This window comes from Pantoea sp. UBA6567 (assembly GCF_002434165.1).
Classification (GTDB): domain Bacteria; phylum Pseudomonadota; class Gammaproteobacteria; order Enterobacterales; family Enterobacteriaceae; genus Pantoea; species Pantoea eucrina.
This window is the reverse complement of record NZ_DJJN01000006.1, coordinates 1,130,347-1,151,802: the sequence shown is the minus strand read 5'-3', so window position 1 is coordinate 1,151,802 and position 21,456 is coordinate 1,130,347. Positions and strand designations below refer to the sequence as shown.

The 21,456-nt window shown below is 59.3% G+C and carries 16 protein-coding genes and 1 tRNA gene; 13 read left to right on the top strand and 4 right to left on the bottom strand.

Annotated features, from left to right (window positions below; all coding sequences use genetic code 11):
• Positions 1 to 48: 48 nt before the first annotated feature.
• Entirely contained in the window at positions 49 to 708 is a 660-nt protein-coding gene (locus B4M48_RS11550; RefSeq protein WP_113655213.1) for a TetR family transcriptional regulator, read from the bottom strand.
• A 182-nt stretch (positions 709 to 890) separates the two neighbouring features.
• Here B4M48_RS11550 and B4M48_RS11545 point away from each other — a divergent pair, with 182 nt between their 5' ends.
• Positions 891 to 1,766, top strand: coding sequence for a hypothetical protein (locus B4M48_RS11545; RefSeq protein WP_071667974.1), 876 nt, complete (start codon positions 891 to 893; stop codon positions 1,764 to 1,766).
• Between the two features lie 124 nt (positions 1,767 to 1,890).
• Here B4M48_RS11545 and B4M48_RS11540 read toward each other — a convergent pair.
• Positions 1,891 to 1,966: transfer RNA gene (locus B4M48_RS11540), tRNA-Asn, on the bottom strand.
• Positions 1,967 to 2,484: 518 nt separating this feature from the next.
• Here B4M48_RS11540 and B4M48_RS11535 point away from each other — a divergent pair.
• From B4M48_RS11535 to B4M48_RS11505, 7 genes are all read left to right on the top strand, one after another.
• A complete protein-coding gene (locus tag B4M48_RS11535; RefSeq protein WP_039385265.1) occupies positions 2,485 to 3,408 on the top strand; it encodes a sugar ABC transporter substrate-binding protein in 924 nt (307 codons plus the stop codon).
• A gap of 33 nt (positions 3,409 to 3,441) precedes the next feature.
• On the top strand, positions 3,442 to 4,926 hold the full coding sequence (locus B4M48_RS11530; RefSeq protein WP_039385263.1) for a sugar ABC transporter ATP-binding protein: 1,485 nt from the start codon (positions 3,442 to 3,444) through the stop codon (positions 4,924 to 4,926).
• A 14-nt stretch (positions 4,927 to 4,940) separates the two neighbouring features.
• A complete protein-coding gene (locus B4M48_RS11525; RefSeq protein ID WP_288656744.1) occupies positions 4,941 to 5,972 on the top strand; it encodes an ABC transporter permease in 1,032 nt (343 codons plus the stop codon).
• Positions 5,973 to 6,313: 341 nt separating this feature from the next.
• The gene (gene nac / locus B4M48_RS11520; RefSeq protein ID WP_039385258.1) at positions 6,314 to 7,231 is read left to right on the top strand and encodes a nitrogen assimilation transcriptional regulator NAC; all 918 of its coding nucleotides are present in this window, start codon (positions 6,314 to 6,316) and stop codon (positions 7,229 to 7,231) included.
• Between the two features lie 123 nt (positions 7,232 to 7,354).
• Complete coding sequence (gene cbl / locus B4M48_RS11515; protein WP_039385255.1) at positions 7,355 to 8,314, top strand: HTH-type transcriptional regulator Cbl; 960 nt, start codon at positions 7,355 to 7,357, stop codon at positions 8,312 to 8,314.
• Positions 8,315 to 8,374: 60 nt separating this feature from the next.
• Positions 8,375 to 9,208: a GNAT family N-acetyltransferase gene (locus B4M48_RS11510; RefSeq protein WP_071667973.1), complete on the top strand. Its 834-nt coding sequence runs from the start codon at positions 8,375 to 8,377 to the stop codon at positions 9,206 to 9,208.
• 104 nt (positions 9,209 to 9,312) lie between these two features.
• Entirely contained in the window at positions 9,313 to 11,094 is a 1,782-nt protein-coding gene (locus tag B4M48_RS11505) for a thiamine pyrophosphate-requiring protein (protein ID WP_039385251.1), read from the top strand.
• Positions 11,095 to 11,225: 131 nt separating this feature from the next.
• Here B4M48_RS11505 and B4M48_RS11500 read toward each other — a convergent pair whose 3' ends face one another.
• Complete coding sequence (locus B4M48_RS11500) at positions 11,226 to 13,379, bottom strand: putative bifunctional diguanylate cyclase/phosphodiesterase (protein WP_414692677.1); 2,154 nt, start codon at positions 13,377 to 13,379, stop codon at positions 11,226 to 11,228.
• Between the two features lie 282 nt (positions 13,380 to 13,661).
• Here B4M48_RS11500 and B4M48_RS11495 point away from each other — a divergent pair, with 282 nt between their 5' ends.
• Positions 13,662 to 14,234 (top strand): phosphonate C-P lyase system protein PhnH, encoded by a 573-nt coding sequence (locus tag B4M48_RS11495; RefSeq protein ID WP_039385249.1) that lies wholly within the window; start codon positions 13,662 to 13,664, stop codon positions 14,232 to 14,234.
• Positions 14,235 to 14,244: 10 nt separating this feature from the next.
• Here the strand turns inward: B4M48_RS11495 and B4M48_RS11490 are convergent, their stop codons facing one another.
• Positions 14,245 to 16,827 (bottom strand): ATP-binding protein, encoded by a 2,583-nt coding sequence (locus B4M48_RS11490; protein WP_288656737.1) that lies wholly within the window; start codon positions 16,825 to 16,827, stop codon positions 14,245 to 14,247.
• A 145-nt stretch (positions 16,828 to 16,972) separates the two neighbouring features.
• On the opposite strand from B4M48_RS11490, the gene B4M48_RS11485 reads away from it, so the two are divergent.
• The 4 genes from B4M48_RS11485 to B4M48_RS11470 all read left to right on the top strand — a co-directional run bounded on the left by B4M48_RS11485 (position 16,973) and on the right by B4M48_RS11470 (position 21,456).
• Positions 16,973 to 18,475, top strand: a complete 1,503-nt coding sequence (locus tag B4M48_RS11485) for a sugar ABC transporter ATP-binding protein (protein ID WP_039385247.1) — start codon at positions 16,973 to 16,975, stop codon at positions 18,473 to 18,475.
• 10 nt (positions 18,476 to 18,485) lie between these two features.
• The gene (locus B4M48_RS11480; RefSeq protein ID WP_039385246.1) at positions 18,486 to 19,469 is read left to right on the top strand and encodes an ABC transporter permease subunit; all 984 of its coding nucleotides are present in this window, start codon (positions 18,486 to 18,488) and stop codon (positions 19,467 to 19,469) included.
• A gap of 72 nt (positions 19,470 to 19,541) precedes the next feature.
• Entirely contained in the window at positions 19,542 to 20,480 is a 939-nt protein-coding gene (locus tag B4M48_RS11475) for an ABC transporter substrate-binding protein (protein ID WP_288656735.1), read from the top strand.
• A gap of 115 nt (positions 20,481 to 20,595) precedes the next feature.
• On the top strand, positions 20,596 to 21,456 hold the full coding sequence (locus tag B4M48_RS11470) for a ketose 1,6-bisphosphate aldolase (RefSeq protein WP_039385243.1): 861 nt from the start codon (positions 20,596 to 20,598) through the stop codon (positions 21,454 to 21,456).

Genomic DNA, 21,456 nt, shown 5'->3' with positions numbered 1-21,456 from the left:
TAGTCTCAGGTCTGTGACGGTCCCGTTAATGAGATCAAGCGTAGACCATCACAGCGAACCCGCAGACGACGGGGCCTGGCGAATGTAACGCAGCGTTGCCGCCACAGCCAGCTGGCGGTTGCGGCGGATGGTTTCCGTTTCGCTGTCGTCAGGCGTGAACAGCGTATGAAAGGTGTAGCGGTTCGACACATGATGCACGCAGATACTGCTGATCAGGCGGTGCACATCCACGCTGTTAAGGTCGCGGTAAAACAGCCCCTGCTGCTGGCCACGCGTCAGTATTGCTTCAAGCAGATCGAGCGCGCTGCGGTTAAGCGTTTTGATCCGCTCAGACTGCATGATATAACGCCCGCGCAGCAGGTTCTCGCTGCAGACCAGCCGCATAAAGTCCGGGTGCGCCACATGATAATCAAAGCTCGCCTCAACCAGTTTGATCATCGCCTGTTCCGGTTCGAGTGTGGCAAGCTGCAGGCTGGTTTCATGCTCGCGCATGGCGCGATACACCTGCTCCAGCACCTCAATGTAGAGCGCTTCTTTGCTGGTGAAGTGATAAACCACCATGCGTTTCGTGGTCTGCGCCAGCGCTGCAATCTGCTCCATGCGCGCGCCCGGCAGGCCATATTCGGCGAAAACAGAGAGCGCAGCCGCAATGATACGGCGCTTTAATCCTTCCGGATCGTTTTTGCGTTTACCGGGGGTCTCAGACATGGTTCTCACAGCGTTGATTAAAAACCCCATGATAACACAGGCATACTCCAGCCCGGACAGCAGTACGTGTGGCGCGAAGCCAGCGGTGAATTTCAGGCCGTAAGGAGCGAATTTAGAGAGCACGCAGAGAGGAGATCATTTTTACTATAGGGCTGTTTTTTAGACGCAGTTCAGGAGAAATTATGTCAGTTCCCTCTTTAATCAGTACCAAAGAAGCTTCCCGGCTTAGCGCCTATGCGATGGGCATCGGCAGTGAATTGAATATGAAAGATGTTACCCGGCCAAAAAGTATGCTGGAGCGTGTTGTTGATATTTTTACATTTGGCGGAGTCAGAAGAGAAAAGGAGGAAGTCTATAAGTCAGTGATAGCTCAACTCAGAACCGAACTTCGTGATAGAAAAGTTACGCCAGATTCACTGCAAAATATGGAAAAAATAGAGCTACATCTCAATAAAATGGATATTACGTTAAGGCCTGATAGCCGGTATAACGCAATGCAGATTATCGTATCCAGAGGAAGCGAAAAGGCAGAGGGTTTTGTACCTGACAGCAATTTTACTGCTCTCTGTTCATCGATCATGCTCAGAGAAAAATTAGGGCTCAGCAGGGATAATGATCTTCTTATGCCATCAGGAGAAATTAATCTTACAGATATTCATGAAGCTAATTTGAATGCGAAGGATATTTTTTCGATTCTTAGTAATGTGCCTCCTCAGATAAAATTAATTACAACTGAAGAGAATACAGATAGGTTAAAACGTGAATATGATGAATTATCAGGAATGAATAATAATACTAAACCTTCTGTTAGCAATGAACCAGAACCAAAGATAAATACCTTAGAAAAAAGCATAACAAGCAATGATATAGTTTCTTTTATCGAATTTCGAAAAAATTCTGAGTCTGATCTCGGTCCTGCTACAGGATATTCTTCGAGTATATATTCAGACAGCGACACGTTGAGTCAATATTCCACGCTTGAAGGAGATACCGAAAGCAATACAACTCTTTATCACAATATGCGAAACCGCAAAGACATGTCGATTAAAGTGAGTTAACTCTTCCATTGCTACCAAAGCCTGACCCTTCTGGCCAGCCTGATACATCACCAGCCAGTACCACATCAAAACGCAACACAGCAAAAAGCCCGCTCAGGTTTCCCTGAGCGGGCTTTTCTAATTCTGGCTCCTCTGACTGGACTCGAACCAGTGACATACGGATTAACAGTCCGCCGTTCTACCGACTGAACTACAGAGGAATCGTGTGAACGAGGCGAATAGTAGCGAGCCCGATCCCGCTTGTCAAAGCCGTACTGCACACTTTTGGTTTAAGTGCGCGCAAAAGCACCATTCTGCTGCTTTTCTGCCTGATATGGTGGCAAAGCAAACTGCCAACAGGATCTCACTTCAGAGGCATTTCCGCTGAGATGTTAGAGGCGTGTCAAATTTTTGCGGTTTGCTGATTTTAAAACAACTGTTTCAGTGCTTTTATGATGAAAATTTCATATGAAGCAAGTATGAAACAAATGAACTGCTTATCATCACGCCGGAAACTATTTTTTACCCGGCGGCGGTGACAGCAAAATTAACCTGTTGATAAGGAGCGCGTTCTTCAGAACAACACCAGCTGGCTTCAGCGCGAAAAGTGCAACTATCCAAAATCTGTACCCATAAATAACGCCAGCCGCGGTGCGCAAAGGCAAAAAATTTTTTTCATTTACCTGATGCATCATGCTGTGCGTGCGTTAACCAACAATAAGAAGGTAGAAGGTGCCCTATGAAATTTAAAAAAGCGTTAGTCACTTCCCTGTTGGCCTGCATGTTGCCCGCTGCGGTTATGGCGAAAGATCTGCAGGTTGGCGTCTCAATGGCGCTGTTTGACGACAATTTCCTGACCATTCTGCGCACGGCCATGCAGAAAGAGATGCAGAAAGATAACGTAAAAGGCCAGCTGGAAGATGCCAAAGGGGATGTGTCACAGCAGCTGCAGCAGGTACAGAACTTTATCGGACAGGGCGTGGACGCCATCATCGTCAACCCGGTGGATACCAACGCCGTGAAACCGATTATGGACGCGGCGAAAAAAGCCAACATTCCGCTGATCTTCGTTAACCGTAAACCTGCCGGTGAACTCACGGACAAGATGGCGTATGTCGGCTCAGACTCCGAGCTGGCGGGTCGCCTGCAGATGGAAGCGCTGGCTAAAGCGATGAACGGCAAAGGCAACGTGGCGATCCTGATGGGCGATTTAGCGAACGAATCAACGCGCGACCGCACCAAAGGGGTGGAAGCGGTGGTCGCGAAATATCCCGATATCAAAGTGGTGCAGAAACAGACCGCAAAATTCACCCGTAACGACGCGGTGGATGTGGTCAGCAACTGGATGACCGCCGGCGATGACATCCAGGCTATCGCCTCTAACAACGATGAAATGGCGATTGGCGCACTGCAGGCGCTGGGTAAAAACCCGAACCATATCCTGATCGCCGGCGTGGATGGCACCCCGGATGCGCTGCAGATGCTGAAAAACGGCAAAATGGTCGCCACGGTTTTCCAGGATGCCAGCGGGCAGGGTGCAGGCGCAGTGCGGGCTGCGGTGAGCCTCGCAAAAGGGGAGAAAGTTGAGAAAGTGATCAACATCCCTTACCAGCTGATCACCAAAGAGAACATGGCGCAGTTTGAGAATCGCAACCAGAAATAACCGCTCTCCCCTTAAGCCGTATGGAGGTGATGTATGACCGCTTTTGCGCTTGAAGCCGAAGGCATCAGCAAGTTCTTCCCCGGAGTGAAGGCGCTCGATAACGTCTCACTGCGAATCAGGCCGGGGTCGGTACATGCCCTGATGGGCGAGAATGGCGCAGGCAAATCCACGCTGATGAAATGCCTTATCGGGATTTACCGTCCCGATAAGGGCACTATTCGCATCAAAGGGGAACCCGTGCAGTTTCAGGACACCATGGACGCGCTGCGTTCCGGCATCTCGATGATCCATCAGGAGCTGAACCTGGTGCCGCATATGACCGTGGCGGAGAACATCTGGCTCGGGCGTGAACCGATGAAGTTTGGCTTCGTCGATCACGCCCTGCTAAACCGCCAGACGCAGGAGTTGCTCAACAAACTCAATATTCGCCTCAAAGCGGATCGCATGGTGGGCGAGCTGAGCATTGCGGCGCAGCAGATGGTGGAGATTGCCAAAGCGGTATCGTGGAACTCTGACGTGGTGATCATGGATGAACCCACCTCCGCGCTGACCGAAACTGAAGTGGCGCACCTGTTCACTATCATTCGCGACCTGCGGGCGCAGGGCAAGGCGATTATCTATATCAGCCATAAGATGGATGAGATTTTTACCATTACCGATGAGATCAGCATCTTCCGCGACGGCACCTGGGTCGGCAGCAACGATACCAGCGCGTTTACGCGGCAGTCGCTGATCACCCAGATGGTAGGGCGTGAGCTGACCCAGCTGTTCCCTAAATTCAACGGCACCATCGGCGACGATGTGCTGACGGTGCGCGGCCTGAGCAGCAAAGAGCGCTTTAGCGATATCAGCTTCAGCGTGCGCAGGGGAGAAATTCTGGGCGTGGCCGGGCTGGTGGGCGCAGGGCGCAGTGAGGTGATGGAGAGCCTGTTTGGCATGGAGAGCTACGACAGCGGTGAAGTGCTGATTGACGGCGTGCCGGTCAGCATCGATTCGCCCTCCACGGCCATTGAGAAAGGCATGGCGTTTCTGACTGAGGATCGCAAGAAGTCAGGGCTGTTTCTGGTTCTCTCAGTAATGGAGAACATGAGCATCGTTAACATGCCCGGTTACACCGGCAAAAGCGGCTTTGTCAGCCATGTGAAAATGGCGCAGGACTGTATGGAGCAGATCCGCAAGCTCAATATCAAAACCCCGACCATGGATCAGATCATCAATAACCTCAGCGGCGGTAACCAGCAGAAAGTGCTGATTGCGCGCTGGCTGCTGGCACAGCCGAAGATCCTGATTCTGGACGAACCGACCCGCGGCATCGATGTGGGAGCCAAAGCAGAGATCTACCGCCTGATCAGCGAACTCGCTAATCGCGGCGTCGCTATCATCATGGTCTCCTCTGAGCTGCCGGAAATTCTCGGCATGAGTGACCGCATCATGGTGATGCACGGCGGGCGCATAACCGGCATCCTCAGTAAAGAAGAGGCCGATCAGGAAACCATTTTGTCGCTGGCATCTGAGTGAGGCTTGAGATCCCTATGAATAATGTAAAAGCTACGGCCCCGCAGGCCACTGAACAAAGCTCCTTCTTCAGTAATCTGCGCCACAAGCTGCCGAAAGATACCGGCATTTTTGTGGTGATGTTAGGCATTGCGCTGATCTTTGAAATTGCCGGCTGGTACGTACGCGACCAGTCTTTTCTGCTCAACACCAACCGTTTAGTTCTGATTGTGCTGCAGGTCGCCATCATCGGTATTATCGCGGTCGGCGTTACGCAGGTCATTATCACCACCGGTATCGATCTCTCCTCCGGCTCCGTTATCGCCCTGACGGCGGTGGTGGCGGCAAGCCTGGCGCAAACCTCAGAAAGCCTGTCGCCGATGTTTCCCTCGCTGGTTAACCTGCCTGCGGCTATCCCTGTCGGCGCCGGTATTGGCGTCGGGCTGCTGTGCGGCGTCATCAACGGCGTGCTGATCACCCGCACCGGTATTCCGCCCTTTATCGCCACGCTGGGGATGATGGTGTCCGCGCGCGGTCTGGCGCAGTACTATACGCAGGGTAATCCGATCAGCTTTCTGTCAGACGGCTTTACCTCGATTGGTCAGGGCGCCATGCCGGTTATCATCTTCCTGGTGGTGGCGTTCCTGTTCCACATCGCGCTGAAACATACCCGCTACGGCAAATATGTCTATGCGATTGGCGGCAACATGACGTCAGCTAAAGTGTCCGGCATCAACGTTAACAAGTATCTGATCATTGTCTACACCATCGCCGGCGCGCTCTCGGGCCTGGCAGGCGTCGTACTGGCAGCACGCGTCAGCAGCGGCCAGTCAAGCATGGGGATGGCGTATGAGCTGGATGCTATCGCCGCAGCGGTTATCGGCGGCAGCAGCCTGATGGGTGGCGTGGGGCGTATCACCGGCACGCTGATCGGCGCCGTGATCCTGGGACTTATCAAAAGCGGCTTTACCTTCGTGGGCGTGGACGCCTATGTACAGGACATCATCAAAGGCATGATCATTGTGGCTGCGGTTTCCATTGATATGCATCGCAACCGCAAAAAACGCTGAGTCACCTCGCTCTGCGACACGGCTGACCCCGGCATAACCGGGGTCAGGCCGGAGGCGGCACGGGACGCTACCACCTCTCCGTCATCACTTTTTTGCACGTCTGCCTTGCAGGTTTTGCACCAGCAGAGTGCATGCCATCCTCCGCTTTACCCGCCCGCTGCGGCATCAGCACGCTCTGTTACCTTTCAGGTAATCACAAAAGCTTATTTTCCAGTCTCTTAATTACCACTGCCCGCCGTTTTTTTCCGCGATGAAATAACTGGCCTGCTTATTGCAAAACTCTGTTTATCGGCCAGCAGGCTACGCGCCCTTCAGGGGTTAACCGGATTGACGGAGGCAACATGAACTTAAGACGGCTGAAATATTTTGTGAACATCGTCGATATCGGCAGCCTGACCCGCGCCGCCGAAGTGCTGCACATTGCGCAACCGGCGCTCAGTCAGCAGGTGGCGACGCTGGAGAGCGAGCTGGATCAGCAGCTGCTGATCCGCACCAAGCGCGGCGTAACGCCCACCGACGCGGGTAAAATCCTCTATGCGCACGCCCGCACTATATTGCGCCAGTGTGAACAGGCTCAGGCCGCCGTCAGCAAAGCGGGCCAGACGCTGAGCGGACAGGTTTCTATTGGTCTCGCACCCGGCACGGCCGCCTCTTCTCTGACCATGCCGCTGCTGCAGACCGTGCGCGAGCAATATCCGGACGTGCTGGTGTATCTGCATGAAAACAGCGGCAGTTCGCTAAATGATAAAGTGCTGAACGGTCAGCTCGATATGGCCGTGCTCTACGATCGCTCGCCGGCGGCGGGTGTAACCAGTCTGCCGCTGCTGAAAGAGGAGCTCTATCTGGTCGGCGCCACCGCCTGTCCGGGATCGGCTGTGGATCTGGCCGATGTGGCGCAGATGAACCTGTTCCTGCCGCGCGACTACAGCGCGGTGCGCAAGCGGGTAGACGAAGCGTTTTCGCTGCGCCGCCTGAGCGCGCGCATCATCGGCGAAATTGAATCGATCGCCACCCTGACCGCCGCGGTCTCCAGCGGGCTGGGCGTGACCGTGCTGCCTGAATCCGCGGCCCGGGCGCTGGTCAGCTCAACGCACGCCTGGATGGCGCGCATTACCTCACCGTCGCTGACGCTGCCGCTGTCGCTGAATATGTCTGCGCAGCTGCCGCTCTCACCTGCGGCGCAGGCGGTCAAAACCATCCTGCTGTCGCTGCTGAATAAGCCAGCGGTTACCGATCGCGAGCTGATGCTGGTGGGCTGAAAACCACGGGATCTCAGCAACGCTCCTTATTACTAAACCGCATAACAGGCGGTTTTTTATTATTTGTTGTATTGGCGCCTGCTCCCTACCATGGCGAAAACCGTGCCAGAAGGGAGAGAGGGTGTGAATTTCCAGCAGCTTAAAATTATACGGGAAGCCGCCCGCTGCGACTTCAATCTGACTGAAGTCGCCAACACGCTGTTTACCTCGCAGTCCGGGGTCAGCCGGCATATCCGCGATCTGGAAGATGAGCTGGGCGTGGAGATATTTATCCGGCGCGGAAAACGTCTGCTGGGCATGACGGAGCCGGGTAAAGCGCTGCTGACCATAGCCGAACGCATTCTCGATGAGGCGGGCAAGGTGCGGCGTCTGGCCGATGTGTTTACCAACGAGACCAGCGGCGTGCTGACAATTGCCACCACCCATACGCAGGCGCGTTACAGCCTGCCGCGCGTCATCAAAGCGTTCCGTCAGCTCTATCCCAACGTGCGGCTGGAGCTGAATCAGGGCTCGCCGCAGGAGATTGTCGCCATGCTGCTGGCCGGGGAAGCGGATGTCGGTATCGCCTCCGAACAGCTGGTTAACCACGCCAGCCTGGCGGCTTTCCCCTGGTTCAGCTGGCATCACTCGCTGCTGGTGCCGCCCGGGCATGAACTGCTGCTGCAGCAGCCGGTGTCGCTTGAAAACCTGAGCGCCTGGCCGTTAATCACCTACCGACAGGGGATCACCGGTCGTTCACGCGTGGATCGGGCGTTTCAGGCGGCCAGCCTGCGGCCCGATATTGTGCTGAGCGCGCAGGATTCTGATGTGGTGAAAACCTATGTTGAGCTGGGGCTGGGTGTTGGCGTACTCGCCGATCAGGCGTGTGATATCTATCAGGGCGAAAACCTGGTCAAGATTGATGCCCGTCACCTGTTTGAAGCTAACACCGTCTGGCTTGGTCTGAAGCGCGGACAGCTGCAGCGCAACTATGTCTGGCAGTTTCTGGAGCTCTGCAACGCTAATTTGTCGCTGGAGGAGATCAAGCGACAGGCGCTCTCCTATGAGAGTGAAGAAGAGCCGGCGCTCGATTTTCAGATCTGAGGCTGTCAGGCTCGGCAGCGGTGTGGCACTCTTCTTCTGCATTCACTAAGGGAGAACCGCATGAGCATGACGTTGCGTGATATTACGGCGGCCGACGCCGCAGCGGGCCATGCCCTGACGCAGCAGGCGGGCTGGCCACACCGTCCTGAGGACTGGCAGCAGCTGATTGCGCTGGGTGAAGGCGTGGTGATGGAGGAGGCGGGACGACTCTCCGGCTGCGCGCTTGGCTGGCGCTGGGGAAGCAGCGCAGCCACCATCGGCCTGGTGGTGGTGGATCAGCAGGCGCGCGGACGCGGTATCGGCCGCAAGTTAATGCAGGCGCTGATTACGCGCTTCGCCGGCTGCACGCTGCGCCTGCATGCAACGGAAATGGGTAAAGGGCTTTATGCACAGCTGGGATTCAGGGAATGCGGTCAGGTATGGCAGTACCAGACGGCGGCATTAGCCGCGCCTCCCGCTATAGCGCTGCCGCCAGCGCTAAGCCTGGAGCCGGCATGCAGCGCAGCCTGTGCGGAACTCTGCACGCCCGACTGGCAGGCGACCGGCCTGCAGCGTGCGCGTCTGCTGCAGCAGTTGCTGCCCGGCAGCGTGCTGGCACGCGATGCGCAGGGAGTACAGGGCTTTGCCAGCCTGCGTCGCTTTGGCCGCGGCTGGACCATCGGCCCGGTTAACGCCCGTGACGGCACCGTGGCGCAGGCGCTCGTTGCCGCGCTGCTGCAGACGCTGACCGGTCAGTTTGTCCGGCTGGACACGCCAGACGCCGGGCTGGCAGAGTGGCTGGCAACGCTGGGTCTGCAGCAGGTCGATGCGCCGCACATTATGGTGCACGGCACCCCCTGGCGCCCGACAGAGGAGATGCACTGTTTTGCGCTGGTCTCCCCGGCGCTGGGTTAGGCAGCCAGCGGGCGCAGTCAGGCCATAATCCGGCAGATCCTCTGCACGCCCGTTTCTGTCAGCTACCCTTAAAAGCTGACAACAGCCTTTAAGGGAGCAGCGGGATGAGTAAAAAAACCAGCGATTTTTTTGTCGAGCGCCTGCAGGCGTGGGGCGTCACGCGCATTTATGGCTATCCGGGCGATGGCATCAACGGCGTGCTGGGCGCTATCCAGCGCGCCAATAAAGCGGGTGCCGGCATTGAGTTTATCCAGGTGCGGCATGAAGAGATGGCAGCATTTATGGCTGCCGGCCACGCCAAATTTACCGGTGAGCTTGGCGTCTGCCTCTCCACCGGCGGGCCGGGCGCTACCCACCTGCTGACTGGTCTTTACGATGCGAAAATGGATCATGCACCGGTGCTGGCGATCGCCGGACAGGCTGAAGTGACCGCGCGCGGCGCCAGCTATCAGCAGGAGATGAACCTCGATCGTGTGTTTGCTGATGTCGCTAATTTTGTTCAGGAAGCGGCCGCACCGGCGCAGATCCAGCATCTGGTCGATCGCGGCGTGCGCATTGCGAAAGCGCAGAACGGCGTAGCGGTGCTGATCCTGCCGAAAGATATTCAGGATGAAACCTGGCAGCCACCGCAGCACGCGCACGGTTTTACCCACTCCGGTCCTGGCTATCAGCGTCCGAAAATCGTGCCGTATGAAGCAGATCTGCAGCGTGCGGCAGAGGTTCTCAATGCCGGCAGCAAGGTGGCGATCCTGATCGGTGCAGGTGCGCGCGGCGCGGCAGTGGAAGTGGTGCAGGTTGCGAATCTGCTCGGCGCGGGCGTCGCCAAAGCGCTGCTGGGTAAAGATGTGCTGCCGGACGATGCGCCGTTTGTCACCGGATCAATCGGCCTGCTCGGCACTAAACCGTCGTGGGATCTGATGCAGGAGTGCGACACGCTGCTGATGATCGGCACCGGCTTCCCGTGGACCGAGTTTTTACCTGCCGAGGGCAAAGTGCGGGCGGTACAGATTGATATCGATCCGGCGATGCTGGGCCTGCGCTACCCCTGTGAAGTCAACCTGCACGGGGATAGCGCCGAAACGCTGCGGGCGCTGATCCCGCTGCTGCAGCACAAAAGCGATCGCCACTGGCAGGAGCAGATTGCGCTGCAGGTGCGCGACTGGTGGCAGCTGATGGAGGAGCGGGCGCTGGCGCCGGCTAATCCGGTTAATCCACAGCGGGTAGTGTGGGAGATGTCGCCGCAGCTGCCGGATAACGCTATTGTCACCTCAGATTCCGGCTCCTGTGCCAACTGGTTTGCGCGCGACTATCGCGTGAAGCAGGGGCAGCGCGCCACGCTCTCCGGCGGTCTTGCCTGTATGGGTGCCGCCGTACCGTTCGCTATCGCCGCTAAATTTGCTTATCCCGATAAACCGGTTGTGGCGCTGGTCGGAGACGGGGCGATGCAGATGAATAATATGGCTGAGCTGATCACTATTCAGAAATACTGGCAGCAGTGGGACGATCCACGGCTGATCGTCTGCGTGTTTAACAATCAGGATCTTAATCAGGTGACCTGGGAGCAGCGCGTGATGGAAGGCAATCCGCGCTTCGAGGCGTCACAGCAGCTGCCCGATGTGCCCTACGCGCGTTTTGCCGAGAGTCTTGGCCTGCAGGGGATCGTGGTGGATAATCCGGATGAGTTAGCCGCCGCCTGGCAGCAGGCGCTGAGCGCAAACCGCCCGGTGGTGCTGGAGGTGAAAACCGATCCGGAAGTCGCACCGCTGCCGCCGCATATCACCTTTAAGCAGGCGAAATCCTTTATGGCCTCCATGGTTAAAGGCGATCGCGGCGTGGCACAGATTATCGGTGACACCGCCAGTCAGCTTATCCGCCCCAAACGCTGATTCCGTCGTAGGGGACGCATTCATGCGTCCCTGGCGTCATTTATGCGTCCCTGACGTCGTTAATGTACCGTGTCCAATTGTTGCCAGGGCGCCATAAATGGCGCCCCTACGGGGTTTTATCCTGTCGTTTCCTATACCATTTTTTCAATCTCGGTCAGCGGGACGGCGTGGCTGAACAGATAGCCCTGCAGCTGGTTACAGCCGGCGTTGGCGAGGGCGTGCATCTGTCCTTCGGTTTCTACGCCTTCGGCGGTGACGGTCAGGCCCATGGCGTGCCCCAGCCGAACGACGGATTCAATAATCGCGGTTGAGTTATCTGCCACGCCGAGCGACTGGGTAAAAGAACGGTCGATTTTTATCTTATCGACCGGGAAACTGCTCAGATAGTTAAGGCTGGAGTAGCCGGTGCCAAAATCATCCAGCGCGATACGGAAGCCCGCTTCACGCAGCGCAATGATAGAGCTGCGGGCCGCATGCTCATCCTCAATCAGCACGCCTTCGGTGATCTCCAGCTCCAGGCGCTGCGGATCGGCGCCTTCGCTCGCAACAATCTCCAGCAGCCGGGAGACAAAGCCGCTGCTGCGAAACTGCACCGGTGAAACGTTCACCGCCACCACCACCTGCGGCAGCTTCAGCGACGTCTTACACGCTTCGCGCAGCACCCACTCGCCCAGCGGCAGGATCAGCCCGGTCTCTTCGGCGATAGCGATAAAGTCAGCCGGTGAGATATCGCCACGGGTCGGATGGTGCCAGCGCAGCAGCGCCTCAACGCCGACAACGCGCTCACCGTTAATCTCCATCAGCGGCTGATACCAGACGGCCAGCCCGGTAAAATTAACCAGCGCCTGACGCAGCTCTGCCGCCAGCTCCTGCCGGGTACGCAGCGACTCATCCATCGCTTTCTCAAACTGGCGAAACTGACCGCGCCCGTGATTTTTGGCGTCATACAGCGCGATATCCGCCTTACGCATCAGCTCCAGCCGGTCCACGCCATCTTTCGGTGCCAGCGCCAGGCCGATACTGACGCCAACCCACAGCTCATTGCCCAGCAGATGGTAAGGAGCGCTGAGCGCGCTGATAATGCGCTGCGCCAGCGTATGCACCTGGCCGATAGTCTCCGTATCCGGCATCACGATAATAAACTCATCGCCGCCGATGCGTCCCACGGTATCGCTGGTGCGCACAATCTCGCTCAGGCGCTGCGCCACTTCGCGGATCAGTTCATCGCCGGCGTGATGGCCCCAGGTGTCATTGATATTTTTAAACCGATCAAGATCGAGCAGCAGCAGCGCCACGCGGCGATCGTGCCGCAGCGCCGCGGCCAGCGCCTGGGTCAGGCGATCTTCCACCAGCGCGCGGTTGGGCAGGCCGGTCAGCACGTCATGAAACGCAAGGTGCTGCGCCTGCGCCTCGCTGGCACCCAGCCGGACCAGCGACTGCGACAGGCTGAGCGAGGAGGTCCAGATGCGCCGTACCATAAACAGGCAGAGCAGGGTGATAATCAGCACCGACAGCAGCGTTGAGGGCACGATCGTGCGCAGCATCTGCGCGCCGGGCTTATCGGGTTGCCAGCTCAGATAGCCTACCCGCTGGCCGCTCTGCGATGAGAGGGGCCAGAAAGCCATCTCCTTATCAGTGGGTGGCGCGTTGCTAAAGTGCAGCTGCGCCAGCTGGCTGCGATCGGAAAGGTGACGCAGATAGCCGTCGTCAAGAAACGCGACGCTCACCAGGCTAAACCGGTTTGTCGTGTCAGGCGTGCTAATTTCACCCACGGCCAGCGCGGCAGCGCGACCGGCGATGCGCACAAAATCGGCCCGATCTTCTGCGCCCGCCGCGCTGGCTACCAGCGGCGTGGCGAGCAGATCGCGCAGCCACGGGCCGACTGCCTGCAGGCTGACCGGCTCACCATTGCGCCAGGCGGCAACCGGCTGCTGCCTGCTGTCCAGCAGCAGAATCAGCTGATGGGCAAACATCTCATAAAGCCAGCTGCCGACGTTCTGATCCAGCCACGCCCGGTCGGCGTCACGCAGCGTCAGGTGGCTGGCGAGCGGCGACCAGCGCGTCAGGCTGCGCAGCTGGCGCAAATGCTCGCTGAGGCTCTGGTCGAATGAGGCGGCAATCATCCGCTGCTGCTGCTCACGCGCTTCACTGTTGGTCACGGATGTCCCCCAGTAAAGTCCGCTACCGGCCCCGGCAAACGACAGCACCAGAATTGCGATCAGCGGCGCGACCACCTGACGCAAAAAACTGTGCCGGAATTGACGGGATGTTCTGATTGAATTCATTATTTTTTCTTCATATAAACAGGCGGCCGTATTGAATAAGTTAGCAGAAAGACGGGTTTGTGCCTGGCGGAGAGCGGCGCGGCGCGAGATGCACTTATTAATCATCCTGATGCGTTAGCTGCTCATTGGCCGCGGCTGATTCATCGCGCCGTCACGCCATCGTCACCGCACTGTCATCTGCTGCGCGCATCCTGAGCGTTCATTAAAACGGGCGGGGCAGCCGGACACGGCGCTGAAAGCGCCCGGCTATTTATTGTTTATTCCGGTATCCGGAGAGGACCCATGACTTTACTGGCCAGTTTTCATTATTCCGTCGCGGATGCTCAGCAGGCGTCCCGTCGCGTACACAAAGCTATAAGCGAGCCAGGCGTTATCGTGTCGCTGCCGCTGATGCCAGGCCAGCGCGAACTCTCCTCTGCTGCCAGCGCGCTGCTGCTGACGCGGGAAGAGGGGGCAGATACGCTGTGGCTCGATCCGCAGATTGACAGTGCGGCGCTGCGCAGCACGCTGCATTTTTGTACCGGCATGCCGCTTGTCTCCGCCTGCAACGCCTCGCTGGCCCTGAGTCACGCCCGTGCGAATCCTGATCCCGCTACTTTGATGGCCCGGCAGGCTGCCGCCGGGCATAACCGCACGCTGATTATTGAGCTGCCAGGTCTGAACGGCGGCCTGACGCTGCGTCTCAGCGGCGACGGGCTGCGTGAAACGCGCGCGGTTGCACCGCAGCTGCCGCCGGCGGTGCTCGCTTATCTGCGTGAGCATCCGCATCCCGGCCGGCAGCGGTCAGATCTCATTTTTACCTGCGGTGAAACGCTCATGGCGCTGCCGCATACTGTCCGGGTGGCGGTGTGCTGAGCGCAGGCTATCAGCGGGAAAGCGGTGTGGCAGCAGCCTGCCGCGTGCGGTTAAGCCGTGCGCTGCGCTGCCAGGCCCGCTCCAGCGCCTGAACCAGCTGCGCCTGCTGCCACGGCTTCGCCAGCCGTTCACACAGCGGTAACGTCACCTGCGACCGGCGCAGATCCTGCCCGCTGACCAGCAGCGTGGCGAGCTGCGGCCACTGCTGCTGCGCCTGGCGTATCACATCGGCGCCGTTGAGCGCACCGGGCAGCATCAGATCGCTGATCAGCAGATCGATATCGGGTGTCTGCTGCAGCAGCGCCAGCGCGCTGGCACCGTCGGCGCACTCCAGCGTCAGATAGCCAAGCTGATGCAGATGGTCACACAGCGTCTGCCGTACGGCGGGTTCATCATCCAGCACCAGCACCAGCCGATCGCGGCTCGCACCGGGCTGCGCGGGTGGAGGAGCCGCCACCGGCTGTACCGCCTCCGCCGCGCGCGGCAGCAGCAGGCGTACCGTGGTACCCTGGCCCGGTGCGGTCTCCAGCGCAATTTCACCGCCCGACTGCCGCACAAAGCCATACACCATCGATAGCCCCAGACCGCTGCCGCTGCCGGTGGGCTTGGTGGTGAAGAAGGGTTCAAACACCTGCTGACGCACCTCCGCTGACATGCCGCAGCCGCGATCGATCACCTCCACCACGACCCACTCGCGTTTACCCGCCGCGGACGCTTTGCGCTGGTTCCAGACGCGCAGCACTATCTCACCGGGCTGCTGCTGCAGCGCGTCGCGCGCGTTAACCACCAGGTTCATCAGCGCATTTTCAAGCTGACCGGCATCGATCCATGCCGGCCAGCCCGGGCGTGCTGCTTCTGTTACCAGCTGCTGACCGGGCAGCAGGGCGTGCTGCAGCAGCGAATGCAGATCCTCTACCAGATCCACGACCGCGACCGCCCGTGGATAGAGCGCCTGTTTACGGGAAAACGCGAGCAGTCGCTGGGTGAGCTGCGCGGCGCGGTCCGCCGCTTGGCGGGCGCGTTCGATACGGGTTGCCAGCGTGCCAGCCGGCAGCTGATCGGCGGTGAGCGCCAGGCTGCCGATGATCACCGCCAGCAGATTATTAAAATCGTGCGCCAGTCCGCCGGTCAGCTGGCCCACCGCTTTCATTTTCTGGCTGTGCAGCAGCGCCTCCTCCAGCGCTTTTCGCGAGGTGCGCTCCAGCACGGTGTTGACCATGCCGCGACGCGGCACCGGACTGAAGCGCAGCTCCAGCGTCCGCCCGTCCGGCAGCCGCACTTCCTGCGCATCCTGCAGGCTGAGCAGCTGCAGATTCAGCCGTGCCAGCAGCTGCTGATAGTGCAGGCCACGCTGCAGCTCATGCGGCGCAATACCGAGCAGCTGCGCATACTGCGCGTTCCAGACCACCAGCTGACCGCTGTTATCAAACAGCGCAAAGCCGTCGCGCATGGCGAGAAAGGTTGACTCCAGCTGGGTGCTTTTCTCTTTCAGCAGTGAAGAGGTGTGCGCCAGAGAGGCGGTGTTGCGGGCAAAAACGTTAAACGCCCGCGCCAGATCGCCCAGTTCGTCGCGCCGCGTCTGGCCGGGTACGCTGACGCCTTTCTCCCCCTGCGCCAGCTGCGTCATCGCGCGGGCGATAGCGGTAAGGCCGGAGCCAAGATTGCGGTAGATGTAGTAGCCGGCGTAACCGGTGATCAGCAGCGCCAGCAGCATAAACAGCGCGATAAAACCGATGACCGAGTTGAGTTCACGGTGGGTGCTGGCGCTGCGCGCATCGCTCTGCTGCGCCACCTGCTGTACATAGCGGGTGATATCCTCATTGAGCATCGCCACCAGCGCCTTGATACGGTAGGTCGCGTAGGCGATGCCGGTATCGCTCTCCTCAAGCCCGGCGGCGACCGGCTCCAGCGCACGGAGGGCATGGACAAAGCGCGCCCGCTGCAGCGCCAGCACGCCTTCCAGCGGCAGGGCTGACCAGACCGGAAGAATGGATGAGAGCTGCTGCACCGCAGCCTGCGGCGCGGCAGAGCGGATCGCTACCGCCAGCAGGCTCTCGCTCTGCTGGCGCAGCGGCAGAAAAGCGGCGTCGCTCGCAAGCGCTGAGATCCGGTTCAGCAGCAGCTGCGCCTGCCACAGCCCGCTTAGCATGGTGTTGCGCTGCAGGTGGCGCTGATGCCCCCGCTGCAGCAGCAGCGTGATGCTCTGCTCCAGCATCTGGCTGCGCTCACGAATACGGCTGAGCAGGGCGGGCTGCTGCCTGGCCACGGGGGCCGCCGCCAGCTGCGTCAGCGCCTGCTGCAGCGCCTGCTGCGTCTGCTGCAGGCGGGCCGACTCACTCTGATACTCCAGCGCACCCACCACCTGCGACAGGCGTACCGCCGCCGTCGCCACGTTGGCCGTATCACGCGCCAGCGCCAGGCTGCCATTCATATCGGCCAGCGTCTGCGCCTGCGCCTGTTCCTGAATCGTGCCGGCGTGGCGGAATCCGGTAATCGCCACCAGGCTGACCGCCAGCGTCACGCCGACCACCAGCAGATTAAACAGCAGCAGGCGTCCACGGGCACCGGCATACCACGGCAGAGTCTGACTCATGCGCCACCCCTCGCAATGCGGAACGTCAGCCGAGTATAAAAGTGGCGCGCAGAGGCAATATGACAAATATGAACGGGCGCTGACATTTTCCATTTATGTTGCGCGGCGACACTGCTCAGCACTATCCGGCAGCAGGAGCGCGGCAATGACAGCACCGATACTGGAGATGCGCGGTATTACCCGGCGCTTCGGCAGCTTTTACGCCCTGAAGGGCGTGGATCTCACTATCTGGCCGGGCGAAGTACACGCGCTGATGGGCGAAAACGGGGCCGGTAAGAGCACCCTGATGAAAATCCTGGCCGGTGCCTACAGCGCCAGCAGCGGGGAGATCCTGATTGAGGGCAAGCCGTACGCCATCCGCGGCCCTAAAGAGGCGCTGGCGGCGGGCATTACGCTGATCTATCAGGAGATCAATCTGGCACCCAACCTCACGGTGGCAGAGAACATTTTTCTCGGCAGTGAGATTGCGCGCGGCGGGCTGGTGAAACGCCGGCAGATGGCGGAAGAGGCGCAGCAGGTGATTGCGCGGCTTGGCGCGCGCTTCAGCGCCACCGATCTGGTCGGCCGTCTGAGCATCGCTGAACAGCAGCAGGTGGAGATCGCCCGCGCGCTGCACCGCAACAGCCGCATTCTGGTGATGGATGAACCTACCGCCGCGCTCTCCAGCCGGGAAACAGAGCAGCTGTTTGCGCTGATCAAGCGGCTGCGCAGCGAAGGCATGGCGATTATCTACATCAGTCACCGCATGGCTGAAGTGTATGAGCTGTCAGATCGCGTCAGCGTGCTGCGCGACGGTGAGTATGTCGGCAGCCTGACGCGTGAGCAGCTCAACGCCAGCGAACTGGTGCGCATGATGGTCGGGCGTCCGCTCAGCGATCTGTTTAACAAAGCGCGCGACATTCCGTTTGGTGCTATCCGCCTGGCGGTCAATCACCTGACTGACCGCAACAAGGTCCACCCCAGCAGCCTGGCGGTACGCGCGGGCGAAATTGTCGGCCTCGCCGGCCTGGTGGGCGCCGGACGCAGCGAGCTGGCGCAGCTGATATTTGGCGTGCAGCAGCCCGCCGGCGGCGAAATCTGGATTGACGGAGAAAAAGTGCACATCCGCTCCCCGCGCGAGGCGATCGCGCGCGGCATCGGCTTTCTCACTGAAAACCGCAAAGAGCAGGGGCTGTTTCTGGAACTGGCCGCCCGGGAAAACATTGTGATGGCGACGCTGGAGCGCGACGCCAGCTACGGCCTGCTGAACCGGCGTAAGGGGCAGAAGATCGCCACTGACGCTATCGCCTCGCTCAATATTCGCGTGCCGCATGCGCAGGTTCGCGCGGGCGGGCTATCGGGCGGCAACCAGCAGAAGCTGCTGATCTCCCGCTGGGTATCTATTGCGCCGCGCATTCTGATTCTGGACGAACCGACGCGCGGTGTGGACGTCGGTGCGAAGAGTGAAATTTACCGCATGATGAATCAGCTGGCGCAGCAGGGCGTGGCGATTCTGATGATCTCCAGCGAACTGCCGGAGGTGGTGGGCATGAGCGATCGCGTCTACGTCATGCGTGAAGGCACCATTGCCGGCGAGCTGAGCGGTGACGCCATCAGCCAGGAAAATATCATGACACTGGCCACCGGCGCTCAGCCGGTTACAGCCTGAGGAGAAAGGAATGACCAGCGAAACCGCACGCGTAACCAGCCCGACGCTGAAACGGGCGTTAATGAGCGATCTGCTGCAGACGATCGGGATCCTGCCGATTCTGATCCTGATTGTGGCGGTGTTTGGCTTTATCGCACCTAACTTCTTCACCGAGGCGAACCTGCTGAACATTACCCGGCAGGCCTCTATCAATATCGTGCTGGCAGCGGGGATGACGTTTGTCATTCTGACCGGCGGTATCGATCTGTCTGTGGGCTCCATGCTCGGCACCACGGCAGTGGTCGCGATGGTGGTGTCGCTCGATCCCGCCTTTGCCGACCTGACGATCCCTGCTGCACTGGGTGCCGGGCTGATCATGGGACTGTTCAACGGCATCCTGGTCGCCTGGGCCGGGCTGCCACCGTTTATCGTCACGCTTGGCACCTATACCGCCCTGCGCGGGGCCGCCTATCTGCTGGCTGACGGCACAACGGTCATTAACTCCAGCATCAATTTTGAGTGGATAGGCAACGGCTATCTCGGGCCGGTGCCGTGGCTGATCATCATCGCCTTTGCGGTTATCGCGCTCTGCTGGTTCATTCTGCGCCGTACCACTTTAGGCATCCATATCTATGCGGTGGGCGGCAATATGCAGGCGGCCCGTCTGACCGGGATCAAAGTCGGCGCGGTGCTGATTTTTGTCTACGCGATGAGCGGCCTGCTCTCCGGGCTGGGGGGGCTGATGAGCGCCTCACGACTCTACAGCGCCAACGGCAACCTTGGCGTGGGCTATGAGCTGGATGCGATTGCTGCGGTGATCCTCGGCGGCACCAGCTTTGTCGGCGGTATCGGCACCATCACCGGCACGCTGATTGGCGCACTGATTATCGCCACGCTCAACAACGGCATGACGCTGATGGGCGTCTCCTACTTCTGGCAACTGGTGATCAAAGGCGGCGTGATCATCGTCGCCGTGTTAATCGATAAATACCGTACCCGTCATCACGTCAGCTGAAGGCCGGCAGAACATTTCCAGGTGGCGATCCCGCGGACCGCTGACAATAAAAAAAGCAGGAGAACATCAACTATGCGTTTTAATCCGATTGTAACCGGACTGCTGGCCGCCACGCTGCTGAGCGCGCCGCTGGTACAGGCAAAAGAGCTGAAATCGATAGGGGTGACCGTAGGCGATCTGGCCAACCCGTTCTTTGTGCAGATCACCAAAGGTGCCGAGCTGAAAGCCCGCGAGCTGGCAGGTGACAGGGTCAACGTGACGCTGGTCTCCAGCGGCTACGATCTCGGTCAGCAGGTGGGACAGATCGATAACTTTATCGCCGCCAAAGTCGATATGATCATTCTCAACGCCGCCGACTCCAAAGGCATTGCGCCAGCGGTGAAGCGGGCGCGCGACGCCGGCATCGTCGTGGTGGCGGTGGACGTGGCCGCAGATGGCGCTAACGCCACCATTACCTCGGATAACACCCAGGCAGGCGCGATGGCGTGTAAATATATCTCTGACCGGCTGAAGGCGAAGGGCAACGTGGTGATCATCAACGGACCGCCGGTTTCGGCGGTGCAGAACCGTGTCGAAGGCTGCATGAGCGAGCTGAAGACGCACCCCGATATTAAGCTGCTCTCTTACAACCAGAACGCTAAAGGCAGCCGCGAAGGCGGGCTGGAGGTGATGACCGGTCTGCTCTCCGCTAATCCGAAAATCGACGCCGTGTTTGCTATCAACGATCCGACCGCAATCGGCGCTGACCTGGCGGCCAAACAGGCGCAGCGCAGCGAATTCTTTATTGTAGGGGTCGATGGTTCACCGGACGGGGAAGAGGCGCTGAAGCGTAAAGGCTCGCTGTTTGTGGCGACCCCGGCGCAGGACCCGCAGGTGATGGCGGAGAAAGCGGTGGAAATTGGTTACAACATACTGCAAGGCAAGTCTGCTCCCGACAAACCGGTGCTGATCCCGGTGACGATGATCGATCGCGACAACGTGAGCAGTTACAAAGGCTGGACAGTGAAATAACGCGGCAGATTTTCCGGTCGTCATCCCTTTCCTGCCTGCAGGAGAGGGCTGCGGCGGCAGGTATGTTGCCTGGCCGCCGCAGCCTCCATTACCCCTCACGTGACGGGAGCACTTCATGGCACTGATATCTCTGGCGCAGGGGCTGGCCCATGCGCAGCAGCACGGCTACGCGCTGGGCGCATTTAACGTCCTCGATACCCACTTTCTGCGCGCGCTGTTTCAGGCAGCGGAGCAGCAGCGTTCACCCTTTATCATCAACCTTGCAGAGGTGCACTTTAAGTATGTCAGCCTCGATCACCTGGTCGCGGCGATTCGCTGCGAGGCGGCGCGGCACGCGATTCCGGTGGTGCTCAATCTCGATCACGGTCTGCATTTCGAGGCGGTGGTGCAGGCGGTGCGCCTGGGCTTTACCTCGGTGATGTTTGACGGCTCCGGGCTGAGCTATGACGAGAATGTGCGTCAGACGCAGGAGGTCGTAAAACTCTGTCATGCGGTGGGCGTCTCGGTCGAAGCGGAGCTAGGCGCGGTGGGAGGCGACGAGGGCGGGGCGCTGACCGGTGAAGCGGACAGCGCAAAATTTACCGATCCGGCGCTGGCGGCTGACTTTGTGCAGAGTACCGGCATCGACTGCCTGGCGGTGGCGATCGGTAACGCACACGGTAAATATAAAGGCGAACCGCGCCTCGATTTTGACCGGCTGGCAGCGATCCGCAGCGCGGCAGATATTCCGCTGGTGCTGCACGGCGGCTCAGGGATTAGCGACGCCGATTTCCGCCGCGCCATTACGCTCGGCATTCATAAAATCAACTTCTACACCGGCATGTCCCAGGCGGCGCTGGACGCAATAGAAACGCAGATGGATCAGCGCGACGCCCGCTATGACAGCTTTGCTGAGCTGCTTATGGCGGTGGAGCGCAATATCAGCCGCGTGGTCGCGCAGCAGATGCAGATTTTCGGCAGCAGCGGACGCGCCTGA